Consider the following 26,715-nt stretch of genomic DNA (forward strand, 5'->3'; position numbering starts at 1 on the left):
TGCTCGCGGCCGGGACGCACGGGCGAGGTCCAGATGGGCCAGCCGTCGCCGACGGTGATCACCTGGACGTTGCCGCCATGGTTGTCGTGCTTGGCGGACCACCAGAGATCCACGCCTGGTGTCGGTCCGGGGGTGCGGCACCGGTCGGTTTCGATCAGTGTGCCGTCGATGTTGACATGGGAGTAGCCGGCGGCCTTGGCAGCCAGGAGGGCGCCGTGCAGGCTGGGTGCCTGTGCGGCGAGCACATCGATGGCCTCGTGCAGGTAGTCGTAGCCGGTGGACACGCTGATCTTGTTGTCGGCGGCAAGTTGCTTGATCCGGGTGCCGTCGCAGAACCAGCGCGGGGCCAGGATCGCCTGGTCACGGCAGGTCAGTGACCGGGTTCGGGCGCGGGTGCCGCGGCGGGTGCGTTCGGCGGCCAGCAACCCGGCCGGACGGTTCACCGTCTCCTCGCGTACCGGCAGCGCAGCGGTGTATGTGACACTCATGTCGACGCAGGACCTCTATGAAGTTGATCTGTGGAAGGACCACTTCGTATCGAGGTTCTGCGTCTTCTCTTCGTACCGGACCTGATCTGGCGCGTCTCACGCCTTCCCGGCATTCCAGGCAGCTACTGACTGCTACCACCCGCTTGCGCGGAATGGCTCACTCACCTCAGGTCGCCGAAGTAGCTCTCCTCCTCGCCGAGCAGCAGCGGTACGTCGTACACCGACATGTCGGGCCGGAACCGCGCGTACCTCACCCGGTGCCGCCAACGGCCGTGCTCGAAGGCGACGTCGGCGTCGATCTCCGCCACCACGGTGGGCTCGATCTGCACGTACCGCAGCGGCTCCGGCCGGTCCAGCTGCCCGGACCAGGACGCGGGCAACGGCTCCGGCCACGGGTGCACCACGGCAGCGCCGTAGTGTTGCCGAGGCCGTAGCGGAGACAGCAGCCCAGCGAGCTCCTTCCGCTGGAGGCCGGTCAGCGGGTGTGTCCGCCCGGTGTACCGCAGCCGTCCCCTGCGGTCGAACCGGCCGAGCAGCAGGGTGTCAGGGTTGTGGATACTGCCCGTCACTCCACCGACGATCGCCTCGGTCACGATTCGGGTCCGGAACTTCCACCACCCGCGCCGGCCAGGCTCGTACCGCCCGGCCAGCCGCTTGCTCACCACGCCCTCGATCCCGGCCGCGACGGTCCAGTCCAGCAGCCAGTCCGCGACCAGCCGCATGTCGGCCGTCTGCGGCGTCACGGTCAGCTGCGCGGGCGCGTCAGCGAGCAGCCGCTCCAGCCGGACTCGCCGCTCCGACAGCGGCAAATTCAGGATCACCTGCCCGTCGGCGTCCGCGAGAAGATCGAACAGCACATAGTGGGCGGGGCAGTCGTGGACCAGGCGCAGGAGACCGCGGCCGGCGGTGACGCGCCGCTGCAACTGTGCGAAGTTCGTCCGACCGCGCTCCCACACGATCAGCTCGCCGTCCAGCACTACCCCGGGCGGAAGCGTCCGGATCGCCCGTGTGATGTCCGGGAAGTACGTGGTGAGGTTCCGGCCGGCCCGCGACTGCAGGTACACCCCGTCGGCCTCGCGGAACGCGATGCACCTCCACCCGTCCCACTTGGGTTCATGAAGCAGGTCGGGACTTTCGGGCACCGCATCGACCGGCGCGGCGAGCATCGGCGCGACCGGCCGGCGCAACGCGGGATCCGTCGCAACCCGGCGCCGGGCCGGGCTCACCGCCTGCGCGGGCTGTGAAAGCTCATCATCCCCGTCCCCTCGCCCATCGTCGGCGAGGGGCCGCCCGGAACGGGCGAAGATTGGCTACAACAAATGCCCGTGTTGCCGGCCTTCAAGGTCGTCAGGCACCTCGACTCAGGTATCAGCGCCCCACCAGCGGCAGCGTCGCCGCTTCGAGGGCCGGCTCCACGACTAACCGCCGACTCAAGGAGCAGTGACCAGCCCGCAACATGGTCGACGAGGACCGGGAGCTGCGGCTTCACGGGTACGAGGTGTACCGGCTCGGCGGGGCCACGCTAGTCGAGGATCGCGATGTCGCCCAGCAACGGGTCTCCGCCTTCTTCGACCGCCTCGCTGCCCGATACAGCAGTCAAGGTTTTCGTTCCCGCCGGGTTCGGTTGCCCGCCCTCTGCCTGCCTGGGGCCCGGGCAGGCCCGGTCGTCCGGCAGCACATCCGGCTTCGGACTGCGGCTCTCTGCGGCTGCTGGGCTCACCGCTCGCGGGCGAGGCGGTTGGGCAAGCACATGAGCGACCATGCTCGCCGGATCACCCTCGGCGCCGGACCCGACAATCTGCCACAACGCCCGGCTGAGGTCGCGCACAAGGTCATCGTCGGCTGTTGCGGGCCGCCAATGGGGAGCGGCTCGGTAGACCAGCGAACCGGCGGGACGCTCGAGGATGGCATCCCCTCGAACGAACAGATTCCGCCGCTGCGTCGCCGTGCGTAGGCCTCGGTGGAGGGCGGCGGCCATCAGCAACATCTCGCTGCCGAGCCGCGCGGCGTCCCTCCCCCGATGCTGCATGTGCCCCCGGGCTGCAGGGCCCAGCAGCGAGCGGGTCCACCGCAGGGCCTCGCCCATCTCGGCGACGGTGTCCTGGGCCGGGCCGGCCGCCGGTGCCGCGCGTAGCTCGGCAGCGGCGATCGCCGCCTGCCGCCAACCCCCGGTCATCGCCAGGGATCCGTCGGCCGTGAGGACGTGCGCCGCCAGGCCGAGCTGCGTCCCGACCTGAAGGTGCACTCCCGTGACCTGGGCGGGGTGAAGCCACAGCCAGGTTCGCGCAGCGCGGACCGCTGCGATAGCCGCATCGAGGGTGTCCACCGCCGGTGCCGGATGCAGCGGCGACCGGGCGATATCAAGCTCACGCAGGTCGGGCTGAGCCTTCGCGGCCGCGACCAGCTCCTTGGCGACGGCGCTCAACCGGCTGCCGCTCGTCCATCTGGCTGCCTCCGCCGCCGGCCTGTACGTCTGCGCCAGAGGTCCACCCCGGTCCAGCCAAGCGGGAAGGCGGCCGTCGAGCCGCACGGCATCCACGGCGAGCCGGGCAATATCACCAAGCCCTCCCTGGACACCGCCCCCGGCACGGATAGCAATCCCCTCTGGCGTATCGGGACGCCGCCCGGGTGGAACGTGACCGGCGACAGCTCGCGCACCCGATCCTTGAGCACCGTCAACGACCGGGTCCACCCGATCCGCTCCGCGATCACCGTGGCCGGCATCGTCGGCCACTCCGCCAGCAACGAACGGATCCGAGCATCCACCGCGTCCACCGCCGAACCCCGCGGCGCCCGCTCATACTTCGGCGGCCGATCCGACGCCAACGCCCGCGCCACCGTGTTCCGCGAAATCCCCAACCGCCGCGCAATCGCTGCCTGACTCACACCCTCAGACCGGTGCAACCGACGGATCTCGGCCCAGTCCTCCACACTGATCACACCCCAAGCCGTACACAGGGTGCTCAGTTTTCACCCGTCGACTACGGCTCAGTTTTCACGCGTCGTCGACAGCCCCGTCGGTCGATCTTCATGTGCTCGCACGCGCCGTCGTGGTTCTCGGTAAAAGCCCCATCCGTTCGCCGCGCGACCTTCTGCCAAAACGTCCCAGCGGTGTCGTACTGAGTGGTCGTGTACCAGGTGAGGCCCGGGTACCGCCGATAGAGCTAGAGCACGGCGCGGGTGCCGATCCCATAGCCTTTGGCGGCCCCATCAACGCTGATCTTCCGCAGGTAGCCACGCCGACACCCCTGGCACACTTGGAAGTCGACCTGACCGACGACGAGCAGGCCCCGACGAAGGACCAGCCGCTGGAACCCGGCAGGCGCGCCGGCTGGTAGGTGGACCGCGCGGACGCGCAGTGCCGCCAGGCGGCGCAGCCACCACACAAGATCGCGGCGTCGTGCCGTGTCCCACCGGAAGGGCCCTGGATCCGGGAAGAGTTGTCCGAGGAGCCGGACCCGAGCATCATCGTCGTTGTCGGCACCGGCGTCGTGGACTATGCGCAGGGCCCGGTCCAGAAGGTTCGCAGTCTCCCCCCAAACATCCTCGTCCCCCTCGCCCTGCCGGCGTCGGCACACCGCGGCCGCCGCCGCAAACCGACCCGAATCCGCCTGCCAAGTATTGACGAGCACAGCGGCCACCGCAGCGACCCGCTCCGGTGACGCATCGTCCAGTCCGATGGCAAACGACAAGGCCTGGTCGGCGTCATCCTCGGCGGACCGCCGAGGACCCGGCACCTGCGGAAAGCCCATAGCCGTCACCGTAACCGCGCTGTACGACGGCGAGCGCCTACCGGAGGGGCCCACTCCAATCGTTTGGGGCGGACCCAGTCCGCCTAGGACAGGGCCCGCCCCAACACCCCACTACGCCAGCGGATGTGGCTCACCGGTAAGTGCCGCCAGCGCGGCAGCAACCTCGTGGATAGTTGCGCGAACGTAGGTGGCGGTGGTTCCGGCATCTCCCCCACTGGCGGAGTGACCGGCATAGGCCCGGGCGATGGCGTAGCCGAAGTTGCGCTCCACCCAGGTCAACGTGGTATGCCGTAACCAGTGCGTGCTGATCTGCTGCGCGTGCACCCACGGCAGGTGCTCACCAATGCGCACCCAAAGGTGGTCGTACCGCCGATAGGTAATCGGCTGCCCGCTGCGATACCGGAACAAGGGCCCCTCCTCCGTCGCGTGCCGCTGCTCGGCGTGCCGCTGCAGGTACCGCATGAGTGTGGGCGACACCGGCTGCCACCGGACGGTCTCGCCCTTCTCCCGCAGCAGGATCAGACACTGGTCCGGGTCCAGGTCGACCGGCCGCAAAGCGAGGGCCCCACCGCGACGGCACGCCGTCTCGGTGTGCAGCCGCAGCAGCAGACTGTCCAACGCCGGATCATCACCCGTGGACGCCGCCACCTCGTTGATCTCCGCCAATCGCGCATCCGCCAACGCCCGCCGGGTGCTCGGCAACCGCCGCGGCTTCGCCACCTTCAACGCCGGGTTCTCTGCCTCCGACAGGAACCCGTCGGCGACCGCCCGCCGGTACAGACAGCGCAACGCCGCGATCAGATGCTCTGCCGCGCTGCGCCCGCCCCGCGCGTTACGCCGGGCCACCACATGCGTCTTGACGTACTCCGCAAGCCGCTCGATCTCCGATGGTGTCGGCTCATCGATACGCCGCTGGCCCCACTGCTCGACCACGCGCTTCCAGTACGACCCGTACGCCCGCCGCGTCCCAGCACTGACCGCAGCCGCAACCACCGGCACATACTCCGCGAACGTCGGAGCCGGCGGACGATCCGACGCCACTGCCACCAGATCCGCTGGCGAGATGCCCATCCGCGACAACAACAACCGAGCGGCCTCCAGCTCCGCCTTGCCCGCCACGCCGCTCACGACTCACCGCCCGCGAACGCCTCGTCGTGTACCCGGGCGACTACCGCGTCCAGCGAGGCCGGCGGGTGAAGCACGAGACGTCCGGCCTTCGGATCGGCCGCCAGCAGCACCCGATCGCCGGCCGTCAGCCCGCACCACTGGCGGACCACAGCGGGCAACCGCACATGACCCTCTTTTGTCACCTGGAACACGCCGCGCGGGTCAGGGTCGACGATGATCAGGCCGCCGCTCTCCCTGATGCCCAGCCTGCGGCCAGGAGCCCAGCCGAGAGCGGCCATCACCGCCCGATCAGCGACGCGGCCATGCACATCAAGAGTCGCCAGCCCATACACCGTGCTGCCGTCACGAGTAGGAGCCAGTCGCGCCAGCGGCAGAGGCGGTCGCTTCATCGCGGCACGCGAGTGGCCGCGGATCTTCAGCCCGCCTGACGGAACCACCGCCGGGATCACCGAATCGATTGGCCGGTCTGTCATGACCCACCTCGCCCAACGACGAGGCTGCCACCAACGGCGGTAACAGAGAGTGAAATCAGGTGGTCAAGCATGCTTGACCACCTGAACGTCCAACGTCGCACGGTTGCTACGCGGGAGTGTCCGAGGGGGGACTTGAACCCCCACGCCCTATACGGGCACTAGCACCTCAAGCTAGCGCGTCTGCCATTCCGCCACCCGGACCTGCTCGTGCAGCTTACCCTGTCAGCCGAGGTGATCTTCTCACCGGTTCGGCCGCCCCGGTGGGCCGCACGGTGGATTACTGTACACGGCCCGGATGGATCATGCACATCGCCGCCCAGCGGCCACGTTTTCCCAGGTCAAAGCAGTGAGCCGACGGGACGCGACGAGGCCGGTTCCCGGATCCGGCGTGCCGGGTAGCGTCCAAACGCCGGTTCCGGGCAGCATTGCTCACGTGTCCCACCCCTCTCCCCTGACCGCCGCGCAACATCAGGCCCTAGCTCTACGGAGCGCGGGTAATCTGGCCACCGCCCGTCGCCTGCTCACCGACGCGATCAGCGCGGCCCGACCGGCGTACGGCGAGGACCACCCCGACGTGCTGGCCACCGGCCATCTTCTCGCCCGCCTGCATCGGGAGGCCGACGACCCGGCCGCCGCCCGGCGGGTTCTGGAGGAGGCGTACGCGGCCGGCGAGCGTCGCCGCGGCGACGCGGACCCGTTGATGCTCGCGCTCAGTTTCGACCTGGCCCAGGTGGCGGAGGAGCTCGGCAACCGACACGAGGCCCGCCGCAACTACACCCGGGTCGCCGCCGCCGGGCCCGCGGTGCTCGGCCCGGACCACCCCGCGGTACGCGCAGCCCGCCAGTACCTCGGCGGCTCCGCCGCCGCTCCCGGCATGCCCGGCACGCACCTCGGTAGCCCAGCCATCGGCCCGCAGCCCGACCCGACGGCGTTGTCCGGGCCGACCATGTCGCTGCCGGCCGTGGCGGCTCCGTCCCAACCGCCGACCGTCCCGCCGATGCCCGGTGTCACCTCGGCGCCACCCGCCCCGGCGGCGGCCCCGCCGCACGACGGGCCGCCCGGCGCGCAGTGGGCACCGCAGACCGGACCGGTTCCGGGGCCGACGCGGCAGTCACCCTGGGCGCCGCCCGCCACCGTTCCGGGTAGGCCCCTGCCCCCACCGCCGACCATCCCGCCCCCACCGGTCGTTGCGCCGACCGCACCAGCTTCGGCATCACCAGACCCGCTCCGGCCCGTCTCCGCGCCGTCCCCGGCCACCCCGGTCCCACCGCCGGCCGTCCTGCCGGCGGCATCGGCTTCAGCCCCGCCGGCGCCGGCGCCGGTGTCCGTGCCACCGGCCCCGAGCCCGATCCCACCGCCGGTCACCGCCGCGCCACCTCACCTGCCGCCAGCCCCGGTCATCCCAGCCGCCACCCGGCCGGCCTCGGCACCGCCGGCACCCGGCTCCGCTCTGCCGGCATCCGCTGCACTGCCTCCCCCACCGTCTATTCCGGTGCCCGGCACACCGGTAAACGTGGAGAACACGCCGGTCTCCGGACCGCCGGTCACCGCGCCCGCCTCGGCGCCGCCGGCACCCCCTTCGGCGAGTCCGGCTCTTGCGCCGGAGCTGACGGCCGACCGGCCGGCCGTGGACGGCAAGGACAGTTCCGAAGCCGGCTCGGGCGGCGCGTCCGCAACGCCGGTGATGCCCGCACCATGTTGGGACAAGCCGACCGTCCAGGTGCAGCAGATCGGGCCGCTGCTCCAGGAGGAGGCGGAACGGGTCGCCGCGAGCTCAGTCACGGCTGCCACCCCGACCACCCCGCCGGTCAGCGCACCCCCGATCAGCGGCCCGCCAGTCAACCGCCGGCCAGTCAGCGGCCCGCCGGTGAACGCACCGCCCGTCAGCGCACCGCCCGTCAGCGCGCCACCCGTCAGCGCGCCACCGGTGAGCGGCGCGGCGTTCAACGCGCCACCGACCGCCGGCCCGGCCCCGGTCAGCGGCCCGCCGTTCAGCGCACCGCCCGTGAACGCACCGCCCGTGAACGCACCGCCGGTAAACGCACTGCCGGTCAGCGGCCCGCCGATCACGCCGCCGCCGATCAGCAGCCCACCGGTCCCGCCGCCGTCCGTCAGCAGCCCACCGGTCAGACCGTCGCCTGCGGGCAGCCCGCCGGCTGCGGCGCCGGTCAGTGCATCGCCGGTACCGCCCTGGGGGATGACCGCCCCGCCGTGGAGCAGCCCCGCCCCGCCGCAGCCGCTCGATCGGCCGGCCGACCCGGTTCCAGAGCCGGAGCCGGAGCCGGAGATGGAGGATGGCGACGAGGTTGGCCCGGAGCTCGCGGATTCGGCCGGGCCGGAGCCGGAGGACGGCAGGCCACGGCCGTTGCCGGTCTACGACGAGCTGCTCGAGTTTCCCGAGCCGGCGCGGCAGGAGACACCACCCGGCCCTGCCCCGTACCCGGAGCAGGGGGCCTGGCCGGCGGTGCCGGCGCCGTTCCACCAGCCGCCTGCGTACCCGGAGCCGTCGGAGCCGGAGCCGCGCGGCCGGAATCGTACGGTGGTGGCCGTGGTGGCCGGTGCCGTGGTGGTCGTGGTGGCGGCGGTCGTCGGGGTGGGTGCGATGGTGCTCAACCGCGAGGTGGCCCCGCCCGCGCCGGATGCGACCGGAGTGCAGCCGAAGGTGAGTGGTCCTCCCCCGACGGACCTGCGGCTGCAGGACGAGGGCACCACGATCACGGTCACCTGGACCGACCCGACCGACGGGGTGGTGCCGTTCGTGGTGGCCGGTGGTCGTGCGGGGCAGAAGCTGGGGGTGATGGCCACGGTGGACGCGGGCGAGACTCGTTACACGGTCAACGGTCTGAGTCCGAAGTTGGACTATTGTTTCACGGTGCTGGCGGTCTACTCGACTGACACGTACGCCACGTCGGGTCAGGTGTGCACCGACCGGGATCGTGGTACGCAGACCCGCTGACCTGCGGCGGCATCCGCGACACGGCGGGTGTCCACAGCCGGACGGTGCGGGTTTCAACGTCGCTGATCGGTGCCTATGATGACTCCCGGCTCTGGGAAGGGGCGATTTGCGTCGCCTCTCCCCCACCGACACGGGGAGGCGGTCGGCAGTGACCACCATCGAGGACGTCACGGGCACCGGGGCGCAACCGTCCCCGCCTCGTTCCCGGAAGCTGCGGGGCGGGCTGGTCACCGTCGGCACGGTGGCCGCGCTGCTGGGCGCGATGGGGTTGACCGTGCTCGGGTTGGGTGCCGCCGACAACGCGGTGGCCAGCTTCGATGCCTCGTCGTGGTTGTGGAGCGCCACTCGCAGCGAGGTGGCCCGGGTCAACGGGATCACGGCGCGGGTGGACACCCGGATGGAGGTTCCGGGGGCGCGGCGGCATCAGATGCAGGTCGCCCAGACCGATCGGCTGCTGATCTTGCGGGATTTGAACACCGGTCACGTCAGCTCGCTGGATCTGGCCACGCTCCAGATCATCGCGACCACTCCGACGACTCCGGGTCTCGGGGTGAACGTGGCGTTGCACGACGACGACGCGTTCGTCGTCGACGCTGTGCAGGGCATCGTCCGCCAGCTCGACCCGCGTGCGTTGACCCCGGTGGGCGAGCCGGTGCACTATCCGCCGGGCATCACCGGCGGGGCGTTCGACGGTGCCGGTCGGCTGTGGATCGCGGTGCCGAGCGAGGGCACCGTGTCGGCGGTCACCGCCGCCACGTTGCCGGCCACGCCGGGGGCGACCCCGCCAGGGGGTCTGAGCCCGAAGCAGGTCGAGACGTACGAGGTGGCGGAGCCGAGCCACGAGCTGGTGGTGTCCGCCCTGGATGACGGGGTGGCGGTGCTGGACCGCACGTCCGCCTCGCTGGTAACGGTGCGGGGCGGCCGAACGCAGCGGGCCAGGTTGAGCTTGACGGCGCCGGGCAGTCTACCGCCGCGCACCAGCGGCTCGCAGGTGTTGGTGACGGTGGCGGGTCAGCGGACGGTGCACGTGGTCGGCGACGGCGGCGAGGTGCGGCAGTTCGTCGTTCCCGGTTCGGGTGACCGGCTCGCCCCGGCGGTGGCGTGGGCGGGCCGGTTCTACGTTGCGGACGAGGGCACCGGCACGGTCTACTCGTTCGACGGCACCGGGCAGTTGGTGGACAGTGTCAAGGGTTCCGGGCGGCCCGGGCCGTTGGAGCTGGAGGTTCGCGAGAGCCATTTGTTCATCAACCCGCCGAACTCGTCGATGGCGCAGGTGGTGGACGACAAGAATCAGGTTCGCGAGGTCAACAAGTACGCCAACGACGTCCTCGGCGGTGACCCGCCGCCGGCTGCTCCGCCGCCGCCGCCGCCACCGCCGCCGGCGAAGAAGCCGAGGGTGGGTAAGCCCGGGGCGCCGCGCGCCGTGACCGCTGCCGCGGGTGACGCGTCGGCGCGGGTCAGCTGGCAGGCGGCCGCCGCGAACGGCGCCGAGATCACCAGGTACGTGGTGGAGGGTGCCGGGCAGCGCCATGAGGTGGGCGCGAACCAGCGCTCGTTGGAGATCACCGAGTTGACCAACGGCGAGACGTACACGTTCGAGGTGTACGCGGTCAACGCCAAGGGTGACGGGCCGGCCCGCAAGAGCAACCCGGTCACCCCGACGGCGGAGGTGCCGGACCCGCCGGCCAGCGTGACGGCCGAGGCGCGGCCCGACGGCACGGTGCTGGTGACGTGGCCTGCGGCCAACGGGCAGGGCAACACGATCGCCCGGTACGCGGTGACCGCCGCGTCGGCCGGCGCCACCGCCCCGGTCGGTGAGTCGGCGAAGACGGAGCTGGTGATTCCGGCCGGCCAGCTGGAGTACGGCACCCAGTACGCCTTCACGGTGGTTGCGGTCACCGGCAAGGGTGCCGGGTCGAAGGCGTCCCCGGTGAGCGACACGGTGGTGCCGTTCACCGCTCCGGCCGCGCCGACGGAGCTGCGCGCGGCCACGGTGGCCGACCAGCCGGGCACCATCTCGGTGCGGTGGGCACCGGCGGTGGACAATGGTCGGCCGGTCACCAAGTATCTGGTGGATGCCGGTGGGAAGACCAGTGAGGTGACCGATGTGCAGGCGACGGTCAGTGGGCTGGGCGACGGGCAGAACGTCACGGTGAAGGTGCGGGCGGTCAACGAGGCCGGTCCTGGCGCCGAGGCCGCCACCACCGCGCGTACGGTTGCCGCGCCGCGGGTCACCGTGACCGGTTCGTCGGCGGACGCGACCTCGGTGACGGTGTCGTTCACAGTGGACGCGGGCGGCGGCAAGGCCTCCTGTTCGGCGGCGACGGGCGGGAAGACGGCCAGTGGGAGTTGTTCCAGCCTGCGGGTGACCGGCCTGACGCCGGGCACGGCGTACACGGTGACGGTGACGGCGACCAACGCCGCCGGCAAGATCACCGCCACCAGGGCCCAGTCGACCGACGCGCTCTACGGGATCGCGACCTGCAACAACGGCCCGTCCGGCGACCAGCGCACCTACTGCGACAAGGAGGTGCCCGGCCGCAACGGCAATGAGATCTTCTCGGTGCCGCAGCAGGACAATGCCAAGCAGGTGGGCTGGGCCAAGCCCGGCACCCGGCTGCAGGCGTACTGCAAGAAGCAGGGCGAAGAGGTCTACGCCTACATCTACAACAACGACAAGCGCAGCACCTGGTGGGTGCAGGTCAACTACAGCGGCAAGAACTACATCCCGTGGGCCTGGCTGAACCTGGAGGGCGGCGACAACATCAACCTCCTGCCCACCTGCTGACCGCGTCGTAACGAGGAGCACCCGCACGTGAACGCCCACGAACCGCTCACCCAGTCGGAGGTGCAGGGCTTCGCCGCCCTGGCCGCCCGGCTGGCCGAGAACGTCAACGCGGTGGTGCTGGGCAAGCCGCAGGTGGTGCGGTTGGCGCTGACCGCGCTGTTCGCCCAGGGGCACGTTCTGCTTGAGGACGTGCCCGGGGTCGGCAAGACCACTCTCGCCCGGGCGATCGCGGCGACGGTGAAGGGTCAGTGGCGGCGCATCCAGTTCACCCCGGATCTGCTCCCCTCGGACGTGTCCGGGGTGACCATCTTCAACCAGGCCACCCGCGCGTTCGAGTTTCACCCGGGGCCGGTGTTCGCCAACATCGTCATCGCCGACGAGATCAACCGGGCGTCGCCGAAGACCCAGTCGGCGCTGCTGGAGGTGATGGAGGAGCGGACGGTCACCGTCGACGGCGTACGCCATCCGGTGCCGCAGCCGTTTCTGGTGGTGGCCACGCAGAATCCGGTGGAGATGGATGGCACATACCGGCTGCCCGAGGCTCAGCTCGACCGGTTCCTGGTGAAGCTGTCGGTCGGCTATCCCGACGAGGCGGTCGAGGTGGAGGTGCTGCGCGGGGCGACGGTCCGCTCCCCCGATTCGCTGACCGCGATCACCGACACCGCCACCGTCGGCGAGATGGTGCGCATGGCCCAGCGGGTGCACATCGCCGAGCCGCTCTACGGGTACGCGGTGCGGCTGGCCGCGGCCACCCGTAACCACCCGCAGGTGCGGGTCGGGGTGAGCCCCCGCGGCGTGATCGCGCTGACCCGGGCGGCGTGCGCGTACGCGCTGATCGACGGGCGGGGTTGGATCATGCCGGAGGACTTGAAGGCCCTCGCCGATCCGGTCTTCGCGCATCGGCTGCTGCTCACCTCGGACGCGCAGGTGCGCGGGGTGACCGCCGCCGACGTGCTGCGCCAGGCGGTCGCCTCGGTGCCGGTGCCGCTGCCGTCCGGCCAGCCCGCCCCGGTTCAGGGCTGAGACGGCACGGCAGATCGTGGGGATCACCGCCCGCGGTGTCGGGCTGCTCGTCGCCGCTGTCGTGCTGCTCGGCGTCGGTTTCCGCTTCGCGTACCCGGAGCTGGCGGTCCTCGGCGCGGCCGCGGCCGTGGCCGTCGGGTACGCCCTGATCAACGCCGCGTGGCGGCCCCGGCTGATGGTCGAGCGGGTCGCCGACCCGGACCGGGTGGCGCGTGGGGAACCGGCGGCGATGACGCTGACCGTCCGCAACACTGGGCGGCTGCGGGCGGCGAACCTGGTCGCCGAGGACCGCTGCGCGGCCGCCCTGGTGCCGGTGCCGCTACTGCGGCTGCGTCCCGGCCGCGACACCGAGGTGCGCTACGACGTGCCGACCCACCGACGCGGGGTGGTGGCGGTCGGGCCGCTGCGGGTCACCCGACGCGATCCCCTCGGCCTGGTCGCGCTGGCCCGATCGTACGGAGGCAGCGTGCCGGTCTGGGTGCACCCGCGCATCCACCCGCTGAGCGCGGTGCCGACCGGCGCCGGGCGCAGCCTCGACGGGCGCACCGACAGCGTCCCGCACGGCTCGATCACCTTCGACTCGTTGCGCGAGTACGTGGTCGGCGACGAGTTGCGCCGGGTGCACTGGCGCACCAGCGCCCGGGTGGGCGAACTGATGGTGCGGGAGAACGTGGACACCAGCCTCCCCCGGATCGTGGTGGTGCTGGACAACCGGGCGTCCGCCTACCCGCAGCGGCTGGCCGGGGCCGCCGAGTCGTTCGAGTCGGGTTGCGAGGCCGCCGCCTCGGTGGTCGTCGCGGCCGTCCGGGAGGGCCTGCCGGTGAGCCTGCTGCTGGTCGCCCCCGCCGACGAGGAACCCGCCGGCGCCGCCGGCCCGCTGGACCGGCTCGCCGCGGTCGAGTTGACCGACGGCGGCGAGGGCACCCTGCCCGCCACGGTGAGCCGGCTACGACAGGAGCGGCTCGGCGACACCCTGATCTTCCTCACCGGGCCGGGTGGCCACGCCGACCTCGGGCATGTCGGCGCGCTGCGCGGCGCGTACCCGTCGGTGGTGGTCGGGATGTTCGGCGCGGCCGAACCGACGCCGCCCGGCGCGGCCGGCCTGCTGGTGATCGACGCCGCCGACGGCGCCGAGTTCGCCGCCGAGTGGGACGGGATCCGCCGATGGTGACCGCCACCCAGACCCCGGCCGGCCCGCACCGGCCGGCCGAGCCGCCCACCGCCGGGGCCGGCGGGCCGGTGACCCGCGCGCTGCGGGCCTTGCCGGTGCCGATGGCGCTGATCACCATGATCGCGCTGGCCGGTGTGGTGTTGGGCCGGGTGTACGCCGACCCGCTGCTGACCCGCCTGGTCCTCGGCGCGGCGATCGGCTCGGTGCTGCTGAGCGTCGCCGCCCAGCGGCTGCCGTCCTGGGCGGTGGCTCCGCTGTCCGTGGCCGGCCTGACCGGCTGGGCGCTGCTGTCGCTGCGCCTGGCCGCCGGCCACGCCGCGCTGCCCGGCAGCCTCGCCGACGTGACGGCCGATGCCGCCCGCAACGCCATCCCCCGGTTGCTGACCGCGATGATCCCCGTCGAGCCGGCGCCGGACACCGTGCTGCTTCCGGTGGTCGCCGCCTGGCTGGCCGGACTCGCCGCCGCGGAGGTGGCGCTGCGCGCCGGCCGGGTGCTGCTCGGCTACCTCCCGCCCGTGCTGCTCTACGGTGGTGCGGTCTACGTGGTCGGCCCTAACGCCGGCCCGGCGATCGGGCCGACCGTCGTGTTCGCCGCCGTCGCCGCCGCCGGCCTGGCGATGCCGCCGCAAAGCAACGGCAGCGCCAGCAGCGACCCGACGGCTGGGCTCCCCTCGGCGGTACGCGCCGCGGTGCGGCTCCGTCTGCTCGCCGCGAGCGCCGCCGGGGTGGCGATGGTGGTCGCGCTGGCCGCCCTGCTCGCCCCGCTGGTCGCCGCTCGGGTCGACGACCGTCCCGTCGACCCGCGCCGCTACGTCGAACCGCCGCAGCTGGAGTCACTGGACGAGAACCCGCTGGCCCGCATCTCCGGCTGGGCGTTGAACCCGGAGCAGCAGCTGCTGGAGGTGCACACCGAGGCGGGCCCGGTCGGGCCGGCGCGTCTCCGGCTTGCCGTGCTCAGCGACTACGACGGCGTGACCTGGCGGGTCGGGGCCACCTACCGCAACGCCGGACGGATCCTGCCCGCCACCGCGCCCGCCGCGGGCGCGGCCACCGACACCATCCGCCAGCAGATCACCGTCGCCGACCTGACCGGCCGGCTGCTGCCCGCCGTGCCCACCCCTCGCGAGGTCACCGGCGCCCGGGTGGCCTACGACCCGGCCACCGCGACCCTGATCCGCCCCGAGGGGCTGACTCCGGGCTTGCGCTACACCGTCACCTCCGCCCGGGAGCACCTGGACGGTGACCTGTTCGCCACGGCGAACGTACCGGCCGGCGAGCCGGTCGCCCGGGTGCTGCGGGTGCCCGACGGTGCCCCGGAGCAGCTGCGCCGCCTGGCCACCCAGCTCGCCGAGAGCAACTCCGCCCCGTACGACCGCGCCACCGCCATTCAGGACTTCCTCGCCGAGCACTACCGCGTCACCGCCGACGCGCCCAGCGGGCACGCCTACCCCAACCTGGCGTTCTTCCTATTCGGGCCGCCCAACGGCGGCGGGCAGCGGGGCACCTCCGAACAGTTCGCGGCCGCGTTCGCGGTGTTGGGCCGGCTCGCCGGTCTGCCCACCCGGGTCGTGGTCGGCTTCGCACCCGCCGGCGACGGCCCGATCCGCGCGGCCGACGCGTCCGCCTGGCCGGAGGTGCTGTTCGACGGTGTCGGCTGGGTGCCGTTCGACCCGATGCCCCGCCCCGACCAGGAACCCCGCCCGGTGGAGGAGGACTTCCGCCCGGCCCCGGACGACACACCCCCGTCCCAGGTGCCGGAGCCCACGGTGGAACCCACCGCCACACCTGCGGCCGAGGCCGCACCCGGCCCGGGAGCCGGCCGGGCCGGCCTGGGCACGCCCGTGCTGGTCGGCGGGGGCACCGGCGCCTTGGTGCTGCTGGTCGGGCTGGTCCTGCTGACCCTGGCCGTGCTGCGCCGCAACCTCAGCCGCGCCCGCCTCGACCGGGGCGACCCCGGCCGGCGCATCGCCGGCGCCTGGCGGGAGCTGACCGACTCGCTGCGCCTCGCCGGCCGGTCGGTCGGCGGCGACCTGACCGCCGCCGAGGTGGCCGAGCAGGCCCGCCGAACTTTGGCCGAGGCCCGGGCGGCATGCCCCGGACCGCCGACCCTCGACCGGCCCGACGGCGACCCCGACGAGCTGGCTGGGCTGCTCAACCAGGTCGCCTTCGCCCCGCACACCGCCACCCCCGCCCAGGCGGACCGGGCCGCGGAACTCGCTGGCCGGTATGCGGCGGCGCTGCGCGCGGCCCGCCCAGGGTGGCGGCGGCTGCTGTGGACCGTCCACCCGGGTCCGCTGCGCTGGCGTCGCTGACCGTTTGCCCGCTGGCCCTACCGTCGTGGGCATGCCCGCAGCTGCGTGGGCGGTCGTCGCCGCCCTCACCGGCGTACTCCTGGCCACCGCCGGCTGGCGGTGGCGCGTACGGGCCCGCCGCACGCCGACCCGCGCGGAGCGGCTCGCCGCGGCCCGAAAGGCGGCCCGGCAGCTGCGGCACTCCGGCCCGCGCCGGCACCGGGACACCTTTCAGGGCGACACCGACCTCGGCGACCGCCGCTGGGCGGCGCACCTGTCGCACAGCGACTACGGCGGCGCCGGCGGCAGCAGCGACGGCGGGTCCTACTGACCGGGGCCCTTGCTCAGCTGTCGCGCCGCAGCCGGCCTGTCTCCTTGCCCTGGGCGTCGAAGAGCACGAGCACCTGGCCGTCCAGCCCGGCCCGGCAGGCCGCGGAGAGCCAGGACCCCACCGGAACGTTGTCACAGCCGATCAGTGTGCTGGGGCCTGCGGTGGCGAGCAGGGCCCCGTCCGGGCCGGCGACCCACCGTCCGCTCTGACCGTTGCACCCGTCGGAGCCACGCCATTCGCCGTCGTCGCGCAGCTCGACGTGCGGCGCCTGCGATCCGTCCCGCCGACCGTCGGCGGGCACCCATCGACCGAGGAGGGCGTCCCGGCCCGCCGGCGTCACCGTCGCCGGCAGGGCGGCGGCCGGCGCGAGGGCACGCCGGACCTCGTCGGTGACCGTGGGCGGCGCCGCGAGGGATGGCAGCAGGTTCGGCCCCGGCGTCGGCTTCGCTCCCGGCAGCAGCCGGGCTACCCGCATCCCCTGGCCGTCGAGCAGGACTCGGCTGTCGCCGTCCACTTGAAAGGCAACAGCCCGATCCAGCCAGCCGCCGGCGGCCTCCGTGTCGGGCCCGCAGCCGCGGGCGTTGTCGGAAACGGAACTGCCGGTGGCGTCGGCGACGAACAGGCCGTTGACATCGGCCCGCCATGTCCCCATCCGCACCCCGCAGCGGCCGAACAACAACAGACCGCCGTCGGTGTCGGAGGCGAGCCGCAGCACGTCACCCGCGCCGCCGTCGGCCTGCGCCACTGTCCAGGAACCGATCAGCGCAACCGGGTCCGCCTGCGGCGATCCCATCGCAGACCCGGAATCGATGGCCTGGCCGCCCGCAGCGTCCCGCTCCGCGCCGGCCTGCTCGCCGCAGCCGACGAGCAGCGTCCCGACCGCCACCGCGGCTACCAGTAACTTGACCCGCCTCATCCGTTCCCCCATGTCCTATCGGTCGCCTCTGTTGGCGCCGGCACTGAAGGGTTGGACGACTGATCCCGGCGATCGGTTGCACGCACCGGCCTGGACAGCACCGGCACCGGCACCGGCCCCACCACGCCACCAACATCCGGGGAGGACCGTACTGTGCTGCTCTGTGGGTGAGCTTGTGGGAACGGTTGGCGCGGCGGCCGGTGTGTTCGCCGGCACGAACGTCGACGACATCGTCGTGCTGACCGTGCTGTTCCTGGCCACCAAGACGTCCGGCAGGCCCCGGCCGTGGCAGATCTGGACCGGGCAGTACGTCGGGGTTGGCCTGCTGGTCATGGTGTCCGCCACGGCAGCCCTCGGCCTGGCCGTGGTGTCGGACCGGTGGGTGAAACTGGTGGGCCTGATACCGTTCGCCCTCGGCGTCAGGGGCCTCATCGCGGCGATCCGCGCCCGCGCCGACGGCGAACTGCCAACCCTGACCGTGGCTACCGGCCTGGCCTCGGTGATCGGGCTGACCGTCGCGAACGGGGCGGACAACATCTCCGTCTACACCCCGATGTTCCGCACCATCGGCGCGGTCGACAGTCTCGTCACGGTCGCCGTGTTCGTGGTCGGAGTCGCGGCGTGGTGCCTGGCCGGATCCTGGCTCGGCTCTCACGAGAGGATCATCGAAACCGTCCAGCGGTTCGGGCATTGGATCGTGCCCGGCGTGTTCATGCTCATCGGCGCCGTCATCGTCCTCGGGTCAGGCGGCATCGGGTCGGGCGGGCACTGAAACTAGGATCAGCGAATGACCTTCTCGATCGTCGCTCGCTCCGCCGATGGCAGCCTGCACGGCGTCGCCGTGGCCAGCAAGTTCCTCGCCGCCGGGGCGCTGGTGCCGGCCGCCGAGGCCAACGTGGGTGCCATCGCCACCCAGGCGCACGTCAATCTGGCCTACCGTTCGCAGGGGCTGGCGCTGCTGCGGACCGGGGTGGCCCCGGCGGACGTGGTCGCCGGGCTGGTCGCCGCCGATCCGGGCTGTGACGAGCGGCAGCTCGGCGTGGTCGGGGCCGCCGGCAACGGGGCCACCTGGACCGGGCCGCACTGCCATCCGTGGGCCGGCGGCCAGGCCGGGGACGGCTGGGCCGCGCAGGGCAACATCCTCGCCGGCCCGCAGGTCATCGACGCGATCCGGGACGCCTGGCTGGGTGGGGCGGAGTTGCCTTTCCCGCAGCGGCTGCTGGCGGCGCTGCAGGCCGGTGACCGGGCCGGCGGCGACCGGCGCGGCCGGCAGAGCGCGGGCCTGCTGGTGGTGCAGCGGCGCGGCGGGTACGCCGGCACCGGCGACGAGGTGGTCGACCTGCGGGTCGATGACCACCCCGACCCGGTCACCGAGCTGGGTCGTCTGCTCGACACCCACACCATGCTCTTCGGCAAGCCCGACCCGGCCACCCTGCGCGACCTCACCGGCCCGCTGGCCGACGAGGTGGCCGCGCTGTTGGCCACCGCCGGGCACCCGGTCGGCGCGCTCGGCCTGGACGATGCGCTCGCCTCCTGGGCCGGCGTGGAGAACCTGGAGGAACGGCTGGTGGATGGTCGGATCGACCCGATCGTCCTGGAGCACCTGCGCCGCACCGCCCCGGCCGGGCACGCCGACAGCTGACCGGCCCGGCCCGGATCGGCCTGCGGGCGGTGCGGCCTGCGGGCGGTGCGGCCCGCTGCGCGAGGACGACGGTCAGCCGCCAAAGGACAGCCAGCGGAAGTCGGCCCGGTCGATCAGTGACCGTTCCCGGCCGGTGAGCGCCGCCCGGCCGGTGGCCTTGCGGACCAGGGTCAGCGGGCCCCAGCCGAGCCCGGGCGGCAGCGGCCGGCCGCCCGACAGCAGGTCCGCCACGACCTCGGCCGCGGTCGGGGTCAGCCACGCCTGCCGGTCCAGCGCGTCGGCCAGGTCCAGCCCGTGCACCCCGACCTCCACGACACGGGTGCGCAGGAACTCGGTGAGCGTCATCGCGTCGCCGTGCCGGGTGCGCACCAGCCGCCCCGGCGGCTGGGCGGCCACCGCCGCGTCGGCCGCCCGCCAGGCCCGCGCGAAGCCGTCGGCCACCTCGGGTACGCCGGGCAGCTCGCGTGCTGCTTCCCACCGGGCGCTGTCGATCCGGGCGCTGTTCACCTCGGGGGTGAACTTGCCCGTGCCGAAGTAGGCGGCGGCGTCCACCTCGGCCCGCTGGGGCTGCGGCGCGGCGAGCATGTCGACCAGCCGCCCCGCGCCGGTACGCACGTGTGCGAGCAGGTCCCGCACCGACCAGGGCGGGCAGGGGGTGGGCCGGTCCAGGTCCGTCTCGTCGAGGCCGCGCAGCTCCTCCTCCAGTCGCGCGCACTCGTTCCGGAACGCCGCCCGTACCGTGTCCATCCGACCTCCTCGTCCGTTGCCTGCCGGGTCAGCGTGCCAGTCGTCGTTTCGCCGCTGTGGGGTCGGGTACGCGCGGCGGGACGAGGAGAGGAGGCACGATGGCCGGCATCATGCTCCGTAGTACCGCGTTCAACGACCATGACCTGCTTCCGGGGCGTTTCTCCCGGGAGGGCGGGAACGTCTCGCCGCCGTTGGAGTGGTCCCAGGTGCCCGACTCGGCCGAGGAGCTGATCCTGTTCGTGGAGGACCCGGACGCCGGGAAGAATCCTTTCCTGCACTGGCTGGTGACCGGGATCTCGCCGCACTCGAACGGGGTCGACGAGGGCGGTGTGCCGCTGGGCGGCCGGGAGTGGCCCAACGGTTTCGGCGCCACTGGTTGGGGTGGCCCGCACCCGCCCCAGCACGAGGATCCGCACCGATACTTTTTCCGCCTGTACGCCCTGGAGCGTCCGTTGGAGTTGCCGGAGGCGCCGGGGGTGCCCGATGTGCGTCGGGCGCTGAGCGACAAGGAGATCGCCAGCGGCACGGTGGTGGGCACCTTCTATCGCTGAGGTCAGCCCTGGTGGCGGGGCACCAGGCGGTGCACGGCCGCGAGGACCAGCCCGGCCACGACGGCTATCGTCCCGATGATGCCGGCCGCGCTGCCGGCGTACGCGATGAGGAGCGGGCGACGGTCGAGCTGGTCGGCGGGGATGTCGGCGAGCCGGGCCAGCCAGAGCAGGGCGAGCCCGGACACGACGAGCGCGAGCACGCCGCCGAGGCCGAGCACGGCGGCGGCCAGCCGGTGCGCGTCGGCCGGCGAGGTCGCCGCCCGTTCCCGCTGGAAGAGCAGCAGTGTCAGCCCGGCCACCGCCGTCCAGACCCCGACCAGCAGGTACGCGGCGATGGCGTCGCTGGGCCGGTGCCAGCCGGCGGAGAGGGTGGCCACCCCGGCGGCGGCCGCGTAGCCGGCGCCGAGGAACGCTCCCACCGCCCGCACCTTCGGCGGCAGCACCAGGATCAGCGCGACCGCCACCGACGCGGCCACTGTGGTGTGCCCGCTGGGCAGACTGTTGCCGGCCGCCGCGCGTTGCGGGTCGATGCCGAGGTCGGGGCGGGTCAGATAGTGCTTGAGCAGTTGGGTGCTGAGGTTCGCGCCGGCGATCAGCAGGGTGGCGGTGACCGCGAGGGTCCTCCGGTTGCGGATCAACGCGATGAAGCCGATCATCGCGGTCGCCGCCAGCAGGGACAGCACCGACATCGCATTGAGGATCCGGTCTACGGGCCCGTCGATGCGGTCCTGGCCGATCTGGTGGCCGTTCAGCGCGACGGTGTCGATCCACTGGCCCAGCGTGGTGTGCACCGCCAGGCGCCAGACCAGGTAGAACGCGACCGCCTGAGCCAGGGCCAGGACGATCGTCCAGACCGCCGTCCGACCCCTCGCCGTCTCGCGCACTCGCACAACCTAACGGCCAGCCGCCGCAGGCGCTCGATTGGGTCGGGCAAATAGGAGAGAGGCCGCCACGGGGGGAGCGGCCTCTCTGGTGACGTACGTTACTCCCTCCGGCGCCCGCATGTGATCCCGTGACGGCCGGTTTTTCGCGGGTGTTTTCGCGGCAAGTTCGTCTACGGACGCAAGGGTGGGCCGGTCCGTCCGCTGCGTCGGCCAGACGGACCGGCCCACCCGGCCTGACGGGAATCAGGCCGTCCGCCGGCCGGGCCGCGTGTTCCCCCTTCGGCCCGGTCGGCCTCCGCCACGGGTGGGCCGGCCACCCGTGGCGGAGTGGTCACCTCACCCCGCGGGGAAGTAGGTGCCGTAGTCGGCGTAGGCCATGGCAACGTCCGCCTGGGCCCAGAACCGGTGGTAGTTGAACGTCGGCGCGGCCCCACCCTTGAGGTACGCGTCGACCTTCGGCCAGTCCGGGTCGTTCTTGTAGAACGACCGGATGTCCAGGAAGCTCTTGCCCGGGGCGATGGCGTCGCCGTTGGGCATCTTGCCGGTCCAGCCCGACGGGATGTAGAGGCCCTGACCGGTGCTGGCGTTGTAGACGTCGCCGAAGCGCTTGTAGTCCTCGCGCGTCTCCGGCCGGGAGACGCCCTTGGTGTCGGCGGCGGCGGACAGCGCGTCGAGCAGCCCCTTCGCGGTGTTCTTGGCGGCGGTGTTGCCGGACTTGGCCGCGTACGCGATCAGGGTCCGGGCGTAGGCGGCGGCGACGCCGACGTCCTGGCCGCCCGCGGTCACCGTGACGTGCAGGTTGGTGTTGGGCTGCGGGTTGGTCGGGTTCCAGGTGGTGGGCTGGCCGGTCCACTGCAGGTCCGACGGGATCGACCAGTTGGTGCCCAGCGTGGTGTTGGCGATGGCCCAGGGCACCCACTTGTCCAGCAGAGCCTTGGCCTTGGTGTTGCCGGTCTGCAGGTACAGCTCGGCGATGCGCTGCATCGACCAGGCCTGCATGCCGAACCACTGGTTGGACGGCGGGTCCCGGTAGACCGGGGCGACGTCGTAGAACATGCCGTAGAAGGTGGCGGTGCCGGCCGGCGGCTGGGAGTAGCTGCCCTCCCAGCTGTTGGTGGCGCCGCCGGCGATGCCGCCCTCGGCGGACTGCAGCCAGGTGTAGAACTCCAGCTGCCGGTCGAAGCTCTTCTGCCAGTCGGAGACCGCGGTCGGGGACTGCGGCTTGAGCTCGGGGGTGTTGGTCATGGCCCAGGCCGCGAACGGGTTCTGGTAGCCGAAGTGGTTGTGGCTGGAGCCGATGCGCCACGACCAGTTCTGGCTGGTGTCGTACGCGCCGCCCCAGGCGTAGTACCAGGAGAGCAGGTAGTGCGCCGAGTCGCGGCCGGAGCCGGCCGGGCAGCTGGACGCGCCGACGCAGTTGCCGATCTTCTTGAAGTACTTGTCGAACAGCGAGTAGCGCAGGTAGTCGCCCATCTTGGCGGCCTTGGCCACGGTCGCCGCGACGTCAGCCTGCTTGCCCTGCGCCTTGGCCCAGGTCAGTGCCCAGTACGCGGCCTGCACGGCGCGGGCGTCGGCGTCCGGGGCGTTGGTGTACTTCCACTGCTTGGCCGGGGCGTTGGACTCCTTGACGAACAGGTCGAGGTAGCCGTACTGGCCGCCGTGCTTGAACGTGTCGCAGGTCGGCTGCGGCACGGTCTCCCACACCGACTCCTGCGGGCCGCGCTGGAAGGTGTTGATGTACGCCGGGCGGGTAGTGCCGTCACCGCAGCGGCCGTAGCCGTACTTGTTGTCGACGTCCAGCAGCCAGTGCATGCCGTAGATGTCGCCGGTGCCGTAGGTGGACTGCAGCTCGGAGCGCAGCGGGTCCTGGCCCACGGAAACGTTCGGCTGCAGCATCGACGGGTACTGGCTGGGCTGCGGGTACTCGGCCGCGTACTGCGGGGTGCCCGGTGCGCCGGCCGTGGCCTGGTCGGCGTGTGACGGAATGATGTACTTCTCCATCACTGTCCAGGCGTTGTTGAACGGCGCCCAGTTCTTGGTGACCCGGCCGTACTGTGCCTCGAGCCAGATCCAGAAGCTGAACGCCTCCGAGGTGGTCTCGTGGCCGTAGTCGGGCGCCTCGACGATCAGCGTCTCGATCGAGTGGTACGGCACGCCCTCCGGGCTGAAGTAGCCCGAGTTCTTGATCTTGTTGTACTGGTCGAGGAACTTCTGGATGTAGGCGTTGTCGCCGCCGCCGGTGTCGATGACGGTGGCGGTGACCGACACCGGGGTGTAGTTGGTGGCGGAGGCGGTGATGGTCGCGGTGCTGCTGGTGTCGGCGTTCGCCGCCGCCGCGACGGTGACGGTGACGCCGGTGCTCCAGTTGGCCGACGTCAGGGTCGTCGTGGTCGGCGAGACGGTGACGCCGGTGTTACCGGTACGGGTCAGCGTCACCGGCACGTTGCCGCTCGGTGCGGCGCTCAGCTTCAGGTTGAAGGTGGCGTTGCCGCCCTTGTTCACGCTGAGCGCGAGCGGGGTGGCCACCAGGGCGGGCCCGGTGGCGGGGTTGACCGTGAAGGACTTCTCGGCCACCGCGCTGGCGCCGAGGTTGTCGTACGCCTTGGCCTGCACCGTGTAGCTGCCGGCCGGCAGGCTCTGCAGCGTGTAGGTGTACGGGGCGCTGGTGGCGGTGTTGACCAGCAGGCCGTTGCGGTAGAACTCGACCTTGCTGATGGTCCCGTCCGGGTCGCTGGCGGTGGCGGTCAGCGGCACGTTCGCCGGTGCCACGAACGGCCCGGCCGGCACGTTGAGGGCGACCGTCGGCGGCTGGTTGGCGGCGGTGCCGTTGCAGGTGACCCCGTTGAGGGTGAACGAGGTGGGCTTCGGGTTGCTGCCGGAGTAGGCGCCGTTGAAACCGATGTTGGTCACGGCGCCGGTGCCGAGGCTGCCGTTCCACGACTCGTTGGTCGCGGTCACCTGGTTGCCGGACTGGCTCCACTTGGCCGACCAGCCCTGGGTCACACGCTGGCTGCTGTTGGGAAAGGTGAACTTCAGCGTCCAGCCGTTGACCGGGTCGCCCAGGTTCTTGATGTCGACGTTGGCGGTGAAGCCGTCGTTCCAGTCGTTCGTCACGTACGTCACGTCGCAGGCCGGGGCGGCCTGCGCGGCGCCGGCCGGCAGGGCCACCCCGGCGACGGCGACGGCGGTGGCGACGAACATCGCTGTGCGGCGACGTCTGGCCATGAGTCTCATGTGCGCGATGTCTCCTCGGACCGGGCCGGGGCCTGTGGCCCCGGCGGGGCGCCTCCACGCGTCGGGCGGACACGGGGGGACGGAAGCGCCCGGAAAGGTGGTCGACCCGGTGGGGCCGGGGATCGCAGGCTGCCGCACCGGGTTGTCCGGGTGCCCTCGGCGGCCCACGCTCGCGCGCGCTGGCTCCATGTAGCGGTTGGGGAGAGTGTGCCATGGAAGCGCTCCCACTACAACGCCCGAGCCAATTAGGCACGTCCATGTTTCGATCTCGTTCAGGGGCTTTCACAAACCGGTTACGGGCATTACAGTCGCAAGCATCGCCGATGGGAGCGCTTCCATCGACCGATGTGCAAGTCCACGTTCGTTGGGGAACCCCCGTGTCCCCAGCGCACCAGCCCAAGAGGCTGACGACGGGCCAGCCCGGACACCGTCGTCAGCCATCACCCAGCGGCATGGAGGGAGGTGGAACCAGAGCCACTCGCGTGGCCCGGCTCCCGCGCGACACGCACGACAGAACGCCAATTCCACTCGTGCGTGTGTGCACCACTCGTGGGGACGGGGGTTGCCCTCCCCCGTCCCCACACTAAACCCCCGTTGTCGACGGGAAAAGAGGCCGACGGGACAGGCGCGACACGCCTCCCGGTCGGCCTTCTTTCGCTATCCGCCCATCTCGCCGTTCATCCGGCGCCGCGAGCGACGTCCTTCACTCACCACCGACCGGCCCTTCCCCGACCGGCCCGCGCCCCAGGCCGCGGTCCGCCCACGGGACGCGGCCGGCCACGCCTGGCCTATGCTGGGAGCGCTCCCGGCCCCGGGTGGCCAGTCACTTCGAGGAGATCGTTCATGTCGCTACTCACCCGACGGCGCCTGCTCCGCCGCGCCGCTCTCTCCGCGACCGCCGCCGGCGCTGCCCGTACCGGGCTCGCCGGCGCCGGCGTGGCCGGGACCGCCGCGTCCGCCGCCGCCCTCGTCGCTGGCTGCGACGCCACCCCCGACACCGATCCCGACGCGCCCCCGCACGGGTCGCTGCGCTTCCCCACCGGCTTCGGCTGGGGCGCGGCCACCTCGGCGTACCAGATCGAAGGCGCGGCCAAGGAGGACGGCCGGGGCGCATCCGTCTGGGACACCTTCAGCCACACCCCGGGGCGCACCCGCAACGGCGACACCGGCGACGTCGCCGCCGACCACTACCACCGGTACGCCGAGGACCTCGACCTCATGCGCGACCTCGGCCTGCGCAGCTACCGGTTCTCCATCTCCTGGTCCCGCATCCAGGCCGACGGGTCCGGCCGACCCAACCAGCGCGGCCTCGACTTCTACCGCCGACTCGTCGACGGGCTGCACGAGCGCGACATCGCCCCGATGGCCACCCTCTTCCACTGGGACCTCCCCCAGGCCCTCCAGGACACCGGCGGCTGGGAGAACCGCGACACCGCCGAACGCTTCGCCGAATACGCCGACATCGTCTTCCGCGCCCTGGGCGACCAGGTGCCCGTCTGGCTGACCATCAACGAGCCGAAGACCGTGGTGCAGAACGGCTACATCTGGGGACACCACGCCCCCGGCCGGCAGGACCCCGACGCGGCGTACCTCGTCGCCCACCACCTCCAGCTCGCCCACGGCCTCGCCGTCCGCGCGCTGCGCGCCACCGGCGCCAAGACCCGCATCGGCCCCGCGCTGAACCTGCACCCCTGCTACCCCGCCGACGACACCGCCGAGGCGGCCACGGCGACCCACCTGTACGACGGCTACGAGAACCGGCTCTACCTCGACTCGATCCTCAAGGGCGCCTACCCGCAGGACGTGCTGGCCGACCTCGGCCCGGACAGCCGGATGGCCCGGGGCATCCGCGACGGCGACCTGAAGATCATCTCCAGTCCGGTCGACCTGCTCGCCGTGCAGTACTACACGCCCATCTACGTCACCGGCCAGGGCAGCACCGAACACAAGTGGCCCACCTCCGAGGCCGAGTGGCAGCAGATCTACCCCGAGGGGATGTACGACATCCTCACCCGGGTCACCCGCGACTACGGCCCGATCCCGCTCACCATCACCGAGAACGGGCTGCCCTGCCCGGACACTCTCGGCGCGGACGGCACCGTCGACGACAGCGGCCGGATCGACTTCCTGCGCGACCACTTCACCGCCGCCCACCGGGCGATCGGCGACGGCGTGCCGCTGGAGAGCTACCACGTGTGGTCGCTGCTGGACAACTTCGAGTGGGCCGAAGGGTACGACCAGCGCTGGGGCCTGGTCTACGTGGACTATTCCACGCAGCGCCGAGTGCTCAAGAACAGCGCACACTGGTACCGCACCGTCATCCGCGACAACGGCCTCTAA

General features: G+C 72.2%; 19 protein-coding genes, 1 tRNA gene and 3 pseudogenes. 11 read left to right on the forward strand and 12 right to left on the reverse strand.

Annotation, left to right across the window (positions count from 1 at the left end; genetic code table 11):
- From ABZ671_RS21330 to ABZ671_RS21365, 8 genes and pseudogenes are all read right to left on the reverse strand, one after another.
- Positions 1 to 488: pseudogene (locus ABZ671_RS21330) on the reverse strand (IS5/IS1182 family transposase); the annotation flags it as partial.
- Positions 489 to 649: 161 nt separating this feature from the next.
- Positions 650 to 1,675, reverse strand: a complete 1,026-nt coding sequence (locus tag ABZ671_RS21335) for an ATP-dependent DNA ligase (protein ID WP_357860706.1) — start codon at positions 1,673 to 1,675, stop codon at positions 650 to 652.
- Between the two features lie 335 nt (positions 1,676 to 2,010).
- Complete coding sequence (locus ABZ671_RS21340; RefSeq protein WP_357860708.1) at positions 2,011 to 2,913, reverse strand: hypothetical protein; 903 nt, start codon at positions 2,911 to 2,913, stop codon at positions 2,011 to 2,013.
- A gap of 215 nt (positions 2,914 to 3,128) precedes the next feature.
- A pseudogene (locus ABZ671_RS21345) lies at positions 3,129 to 3,428 on the reverse strand (helix-turn-helix domain-containing protein); the annotation flags it as partial.
- Positions 3,429 to 3,652: 224 nt separating this feature from the next.
- The gene (locus ABZ671_RS21350) at positions 3,653 to 4,240 is read right to left on the reverse strand and encodes a hypothetical protein (RefSeq protein ID WP_357860711.1); all 588 of its coding nucleotides are present in this window, start codon (positions 4,238 to 4,240) and stop codon (positions 3,653 to 3,655) included.
- 111 nt (positions 4,241 to 4,351) lie between these two features.
- Complete coding sequence (locus ABZ671_RS21355; RefSeq protein ID WP_357860714.1) at positions 4,352 to 5,368, reverse strand: site-specific integrase; 1,017 nt, start codon at positions 5,366 to 5,368, stop codon at positions 4,352 to 4,354.
- On the reverse strand, positions 5,365 to 5,817 hold the full coding sequence (locus tag ABZ671_RS21360; RefSeq protein WP_357860717.1) for a hypothetical protein: 453 nt from the start codon (positions 5,815 to 5,817) through the stop codon (positions 5,365 to 5,367). The genes ABZ671_RS21355 and ABZ671_RS21360 overlap by 4 nt, the downstream gene beginning before the upstream one ends.
- A 141-nt stretch (positions 5,818 to 5,958) precedes the next feature.
- Positions 5,959 to 6,042: transfer RNA gene (locus ABZ671_RS21365), tRNA-Leu, on the reverse strand.
- 232 nt (positions 6,043 to 6,274) lie between these two features.
- Here ABZ671_RS21365 and ABZ671_RS21370 point away from each other — a divergent pair.
- The 7 genes and pseudogenes from ABZ671_RS21370 to ABZ671_RS21400 form a co-directional block, all read left to right on the forward strand.
- Positions 6,275 to 6,691: pseudogene (locus tag ABZ671_RS21370) on the forward strand (tetratricopeptide repeat protein); the annotation flags it as partial.
- 147 nt (positions 6,692 to 6,838) lie between these two features.
- Positions 6,839 to 8,797: a fibronectin type III domain-containing protein gene (locus ABZ671_RS21375; RefSeq protein WP_357860858.1), complete on the forward strand. Its 1,959-nt coding sequence runs from the start codon at positions 6,839 to 6,841 to the stop codon at positions 8,795 to 8,797.
- A 148-nt stretch (positions 8,798 to 8,945) separates the two neighbouring features.
- A complete protein-coding gene (locus ABZ671_RS21380) occupies positions 8,946 to 11,585 on the forward strand; it encodes a fibronectin type III domain-containing protein (protein ID WP_357860720.1) in 2,640 nt (879 codons plus the stop codon).
- 27 nt (positions 11,586 to 11,612) lie between these two features.
- On the forward strand, positions 11,613 to 12,608 hold the full coding sequence (locus tag ABZ671_RS21385) for a MoxR family ATPase (RefSeq protein ID WP_357860723.1): 996 nt from the start codon (positions 11,613 to 11,615) through the stop codon (positions 12,606 to 12,608).
- 16 nt (positions 12,609 to 12,624) lie between these two features.
- On the forward strand, positions 12,625 to 13,779 hold the full coding sequence (locus tag ABZ671_RS21390) for a DUF58 domain-containing protein (RefSeq protein ID WP_357860726.1): 1,155 nt from the start codon (positions 12,625 to 12,627) through the stop codon (positions 13,777 to 13,779).
- Positions 13,780 to 13,880: 101 nt separating this feature from the next.
- Positions 13,881 to 16,091, forward strand: coding sequence for a transglutaminaseTgpA domain-containing protein (locus ABZ671_RS21395; protein WP_357860861.1), 2,211 nt, complete (start codon positions 13,881 to 13,883; stop codon positions 16,089 to 16,091).
- Positions 16,092 to 16,122: 31 nt separating this feature from the next.
- A complete protein-coding gene (locus ABZ671_RS21400; protein ID WP_357860729.1) occupies positions 16,123 to 16,401 on the forward strand; it encodes a hypothetical protein in 279 nt (92 codons plus the stop codon).
- 13 nt (positions 16,402 to 16,414) lie between these two features.
- Here ABZ671_RS21400 and ABZ671_RS21405 read toward each other — a convergent pair whose 3' ends face one another.
- Entirely contained in the window at positions 16,415 to 17,317 is a 903-nt protein-coding gene (locus ABZ671_RS21405) for a hypothetical protein (protein ID WP_357860733.1), read from the reverse strand.
- Positions 17,318 to 17,480: 163 nt separating this feature from the next.
- Here ABZ671_RS21405 and ABZ671_RS21410 point away from each other — a divergent pair, with 163 nt between their 5' ends.
- On the forward strand, positions 17,481 to 18,089 hold the full coding sequence (locus ABZ671_RS21410; RefSeq protein WP_357860736.1) for a cadmium resistance transporter: 609 nt from the start codon (positions 17,481 to 17,483) through the stop codon (positions 18,087 to 18,089).
- 15 nt (positions 18,090 to 18,104) lie between these two features.
- A complete protein-coding gene (locus tag ABZ671_RS21415) occupies positions 18,105 to 18,959 on the forward strand; it encodes a DUF1028 domain-containing protein (RefSeq protein ID WP_357860738.1) in 855 nt (284 codons plus the stop codon).
- Between the two features lie 72 nt (positions 18,960 to 19,031).
- Here the strand turns inward: ABZ671_RS21415 and ABZ671_RS21420 are convergent, their stop codons facing one another.
- Positions 19,032 to 19,706, reverse strand: coding sequence for a maleylpyruvate isomerase N-terminal domain-containing protein (locus ABZ671_RS21420; RefSeq protein ID WP_357860741.1), 675 nt, complete (start codon positions 19,704 to 19,706; stop codon positions 19,032 to 19,034).
- Positions 19,707 to 19,816: 110 nt separating this feature from the next.
- Here ABZ671_RS21420 and ABZ671_RS21425 point away from each other — a divergent pair, with 110 nt between their 5' ends.
- The gene (locus ABZ671_RS21425; protein WP_357860744.1) at positions 19,817 to 20,257 is read left to right on the forward strand and encodes a YbhB/YbcL family Raf kinase inhibitor-like protein; all 441 of its coding nucleotides are present in this window, start codon (positions 19,817 to 19,819) and stop codon (positions 20,255 to 20,257) included.
- A gap of 2 nt (positions 20,258 to 20,259) precedes the next feature.
- Here the strand turns inward: ABZ671_RS21425 and ABZ671_RS21430 are convergent, their stop codons facing one another.
- Together ABZ671_RS21430 and ABZ671_RS21435 are read right to left on the reverse strand one after the other, a co-directional pair.
- Positions 20,260 to 21,147, reverse strand: coding sequence for a phosphatase PAP2 family protein (locus ABZ671_RS21430; protein ID WP_357860747.1), 888 nt, complete (start codon positions 21,145 to 21,147; stop codon positions 20,260 to 20,262).
- A 330-nt stretch (positions 21,148 to 21,477) separates the two neighbouring features.
- Complete coding sequence (locus tag ABZ671_RS21435) at positions 21,478 to 24,366, reverse strand: glycoside hydrolase family 48 protein (protein ID WP_357860864.1); 2,889 nt, start codon at positions 24,364 to 24,366, stop codon at positions 21,478 to 21,480.
- Between the two features lie 852 nt (positions 24,367 to 25,218).
- Here ABZ671_RS21435 and ABZ671_RS21440 point away from each other — a divergent pair.
- Positions 25,219 to 26,715: a GH1 family beta-glucosidase gene (locus tag ABZ671_RS21440; RefSeq protein ID WP_357860749.1), complete on the forward strand. Its 1,497-nt coding sequence runs from the start codon at positions 25,219 to 25,221 to the stop codon at positions 26,713 to 26,715.

The sequence above is a fragment of the Micromonospora sp. NPDC006766 genome (assembly GCF_040636055.1).
Lineage (GTDB): Bacteria > Actinomycetota > Actinomycetes > Mycobacteriales > Micromonosporaceae > Micromonospora.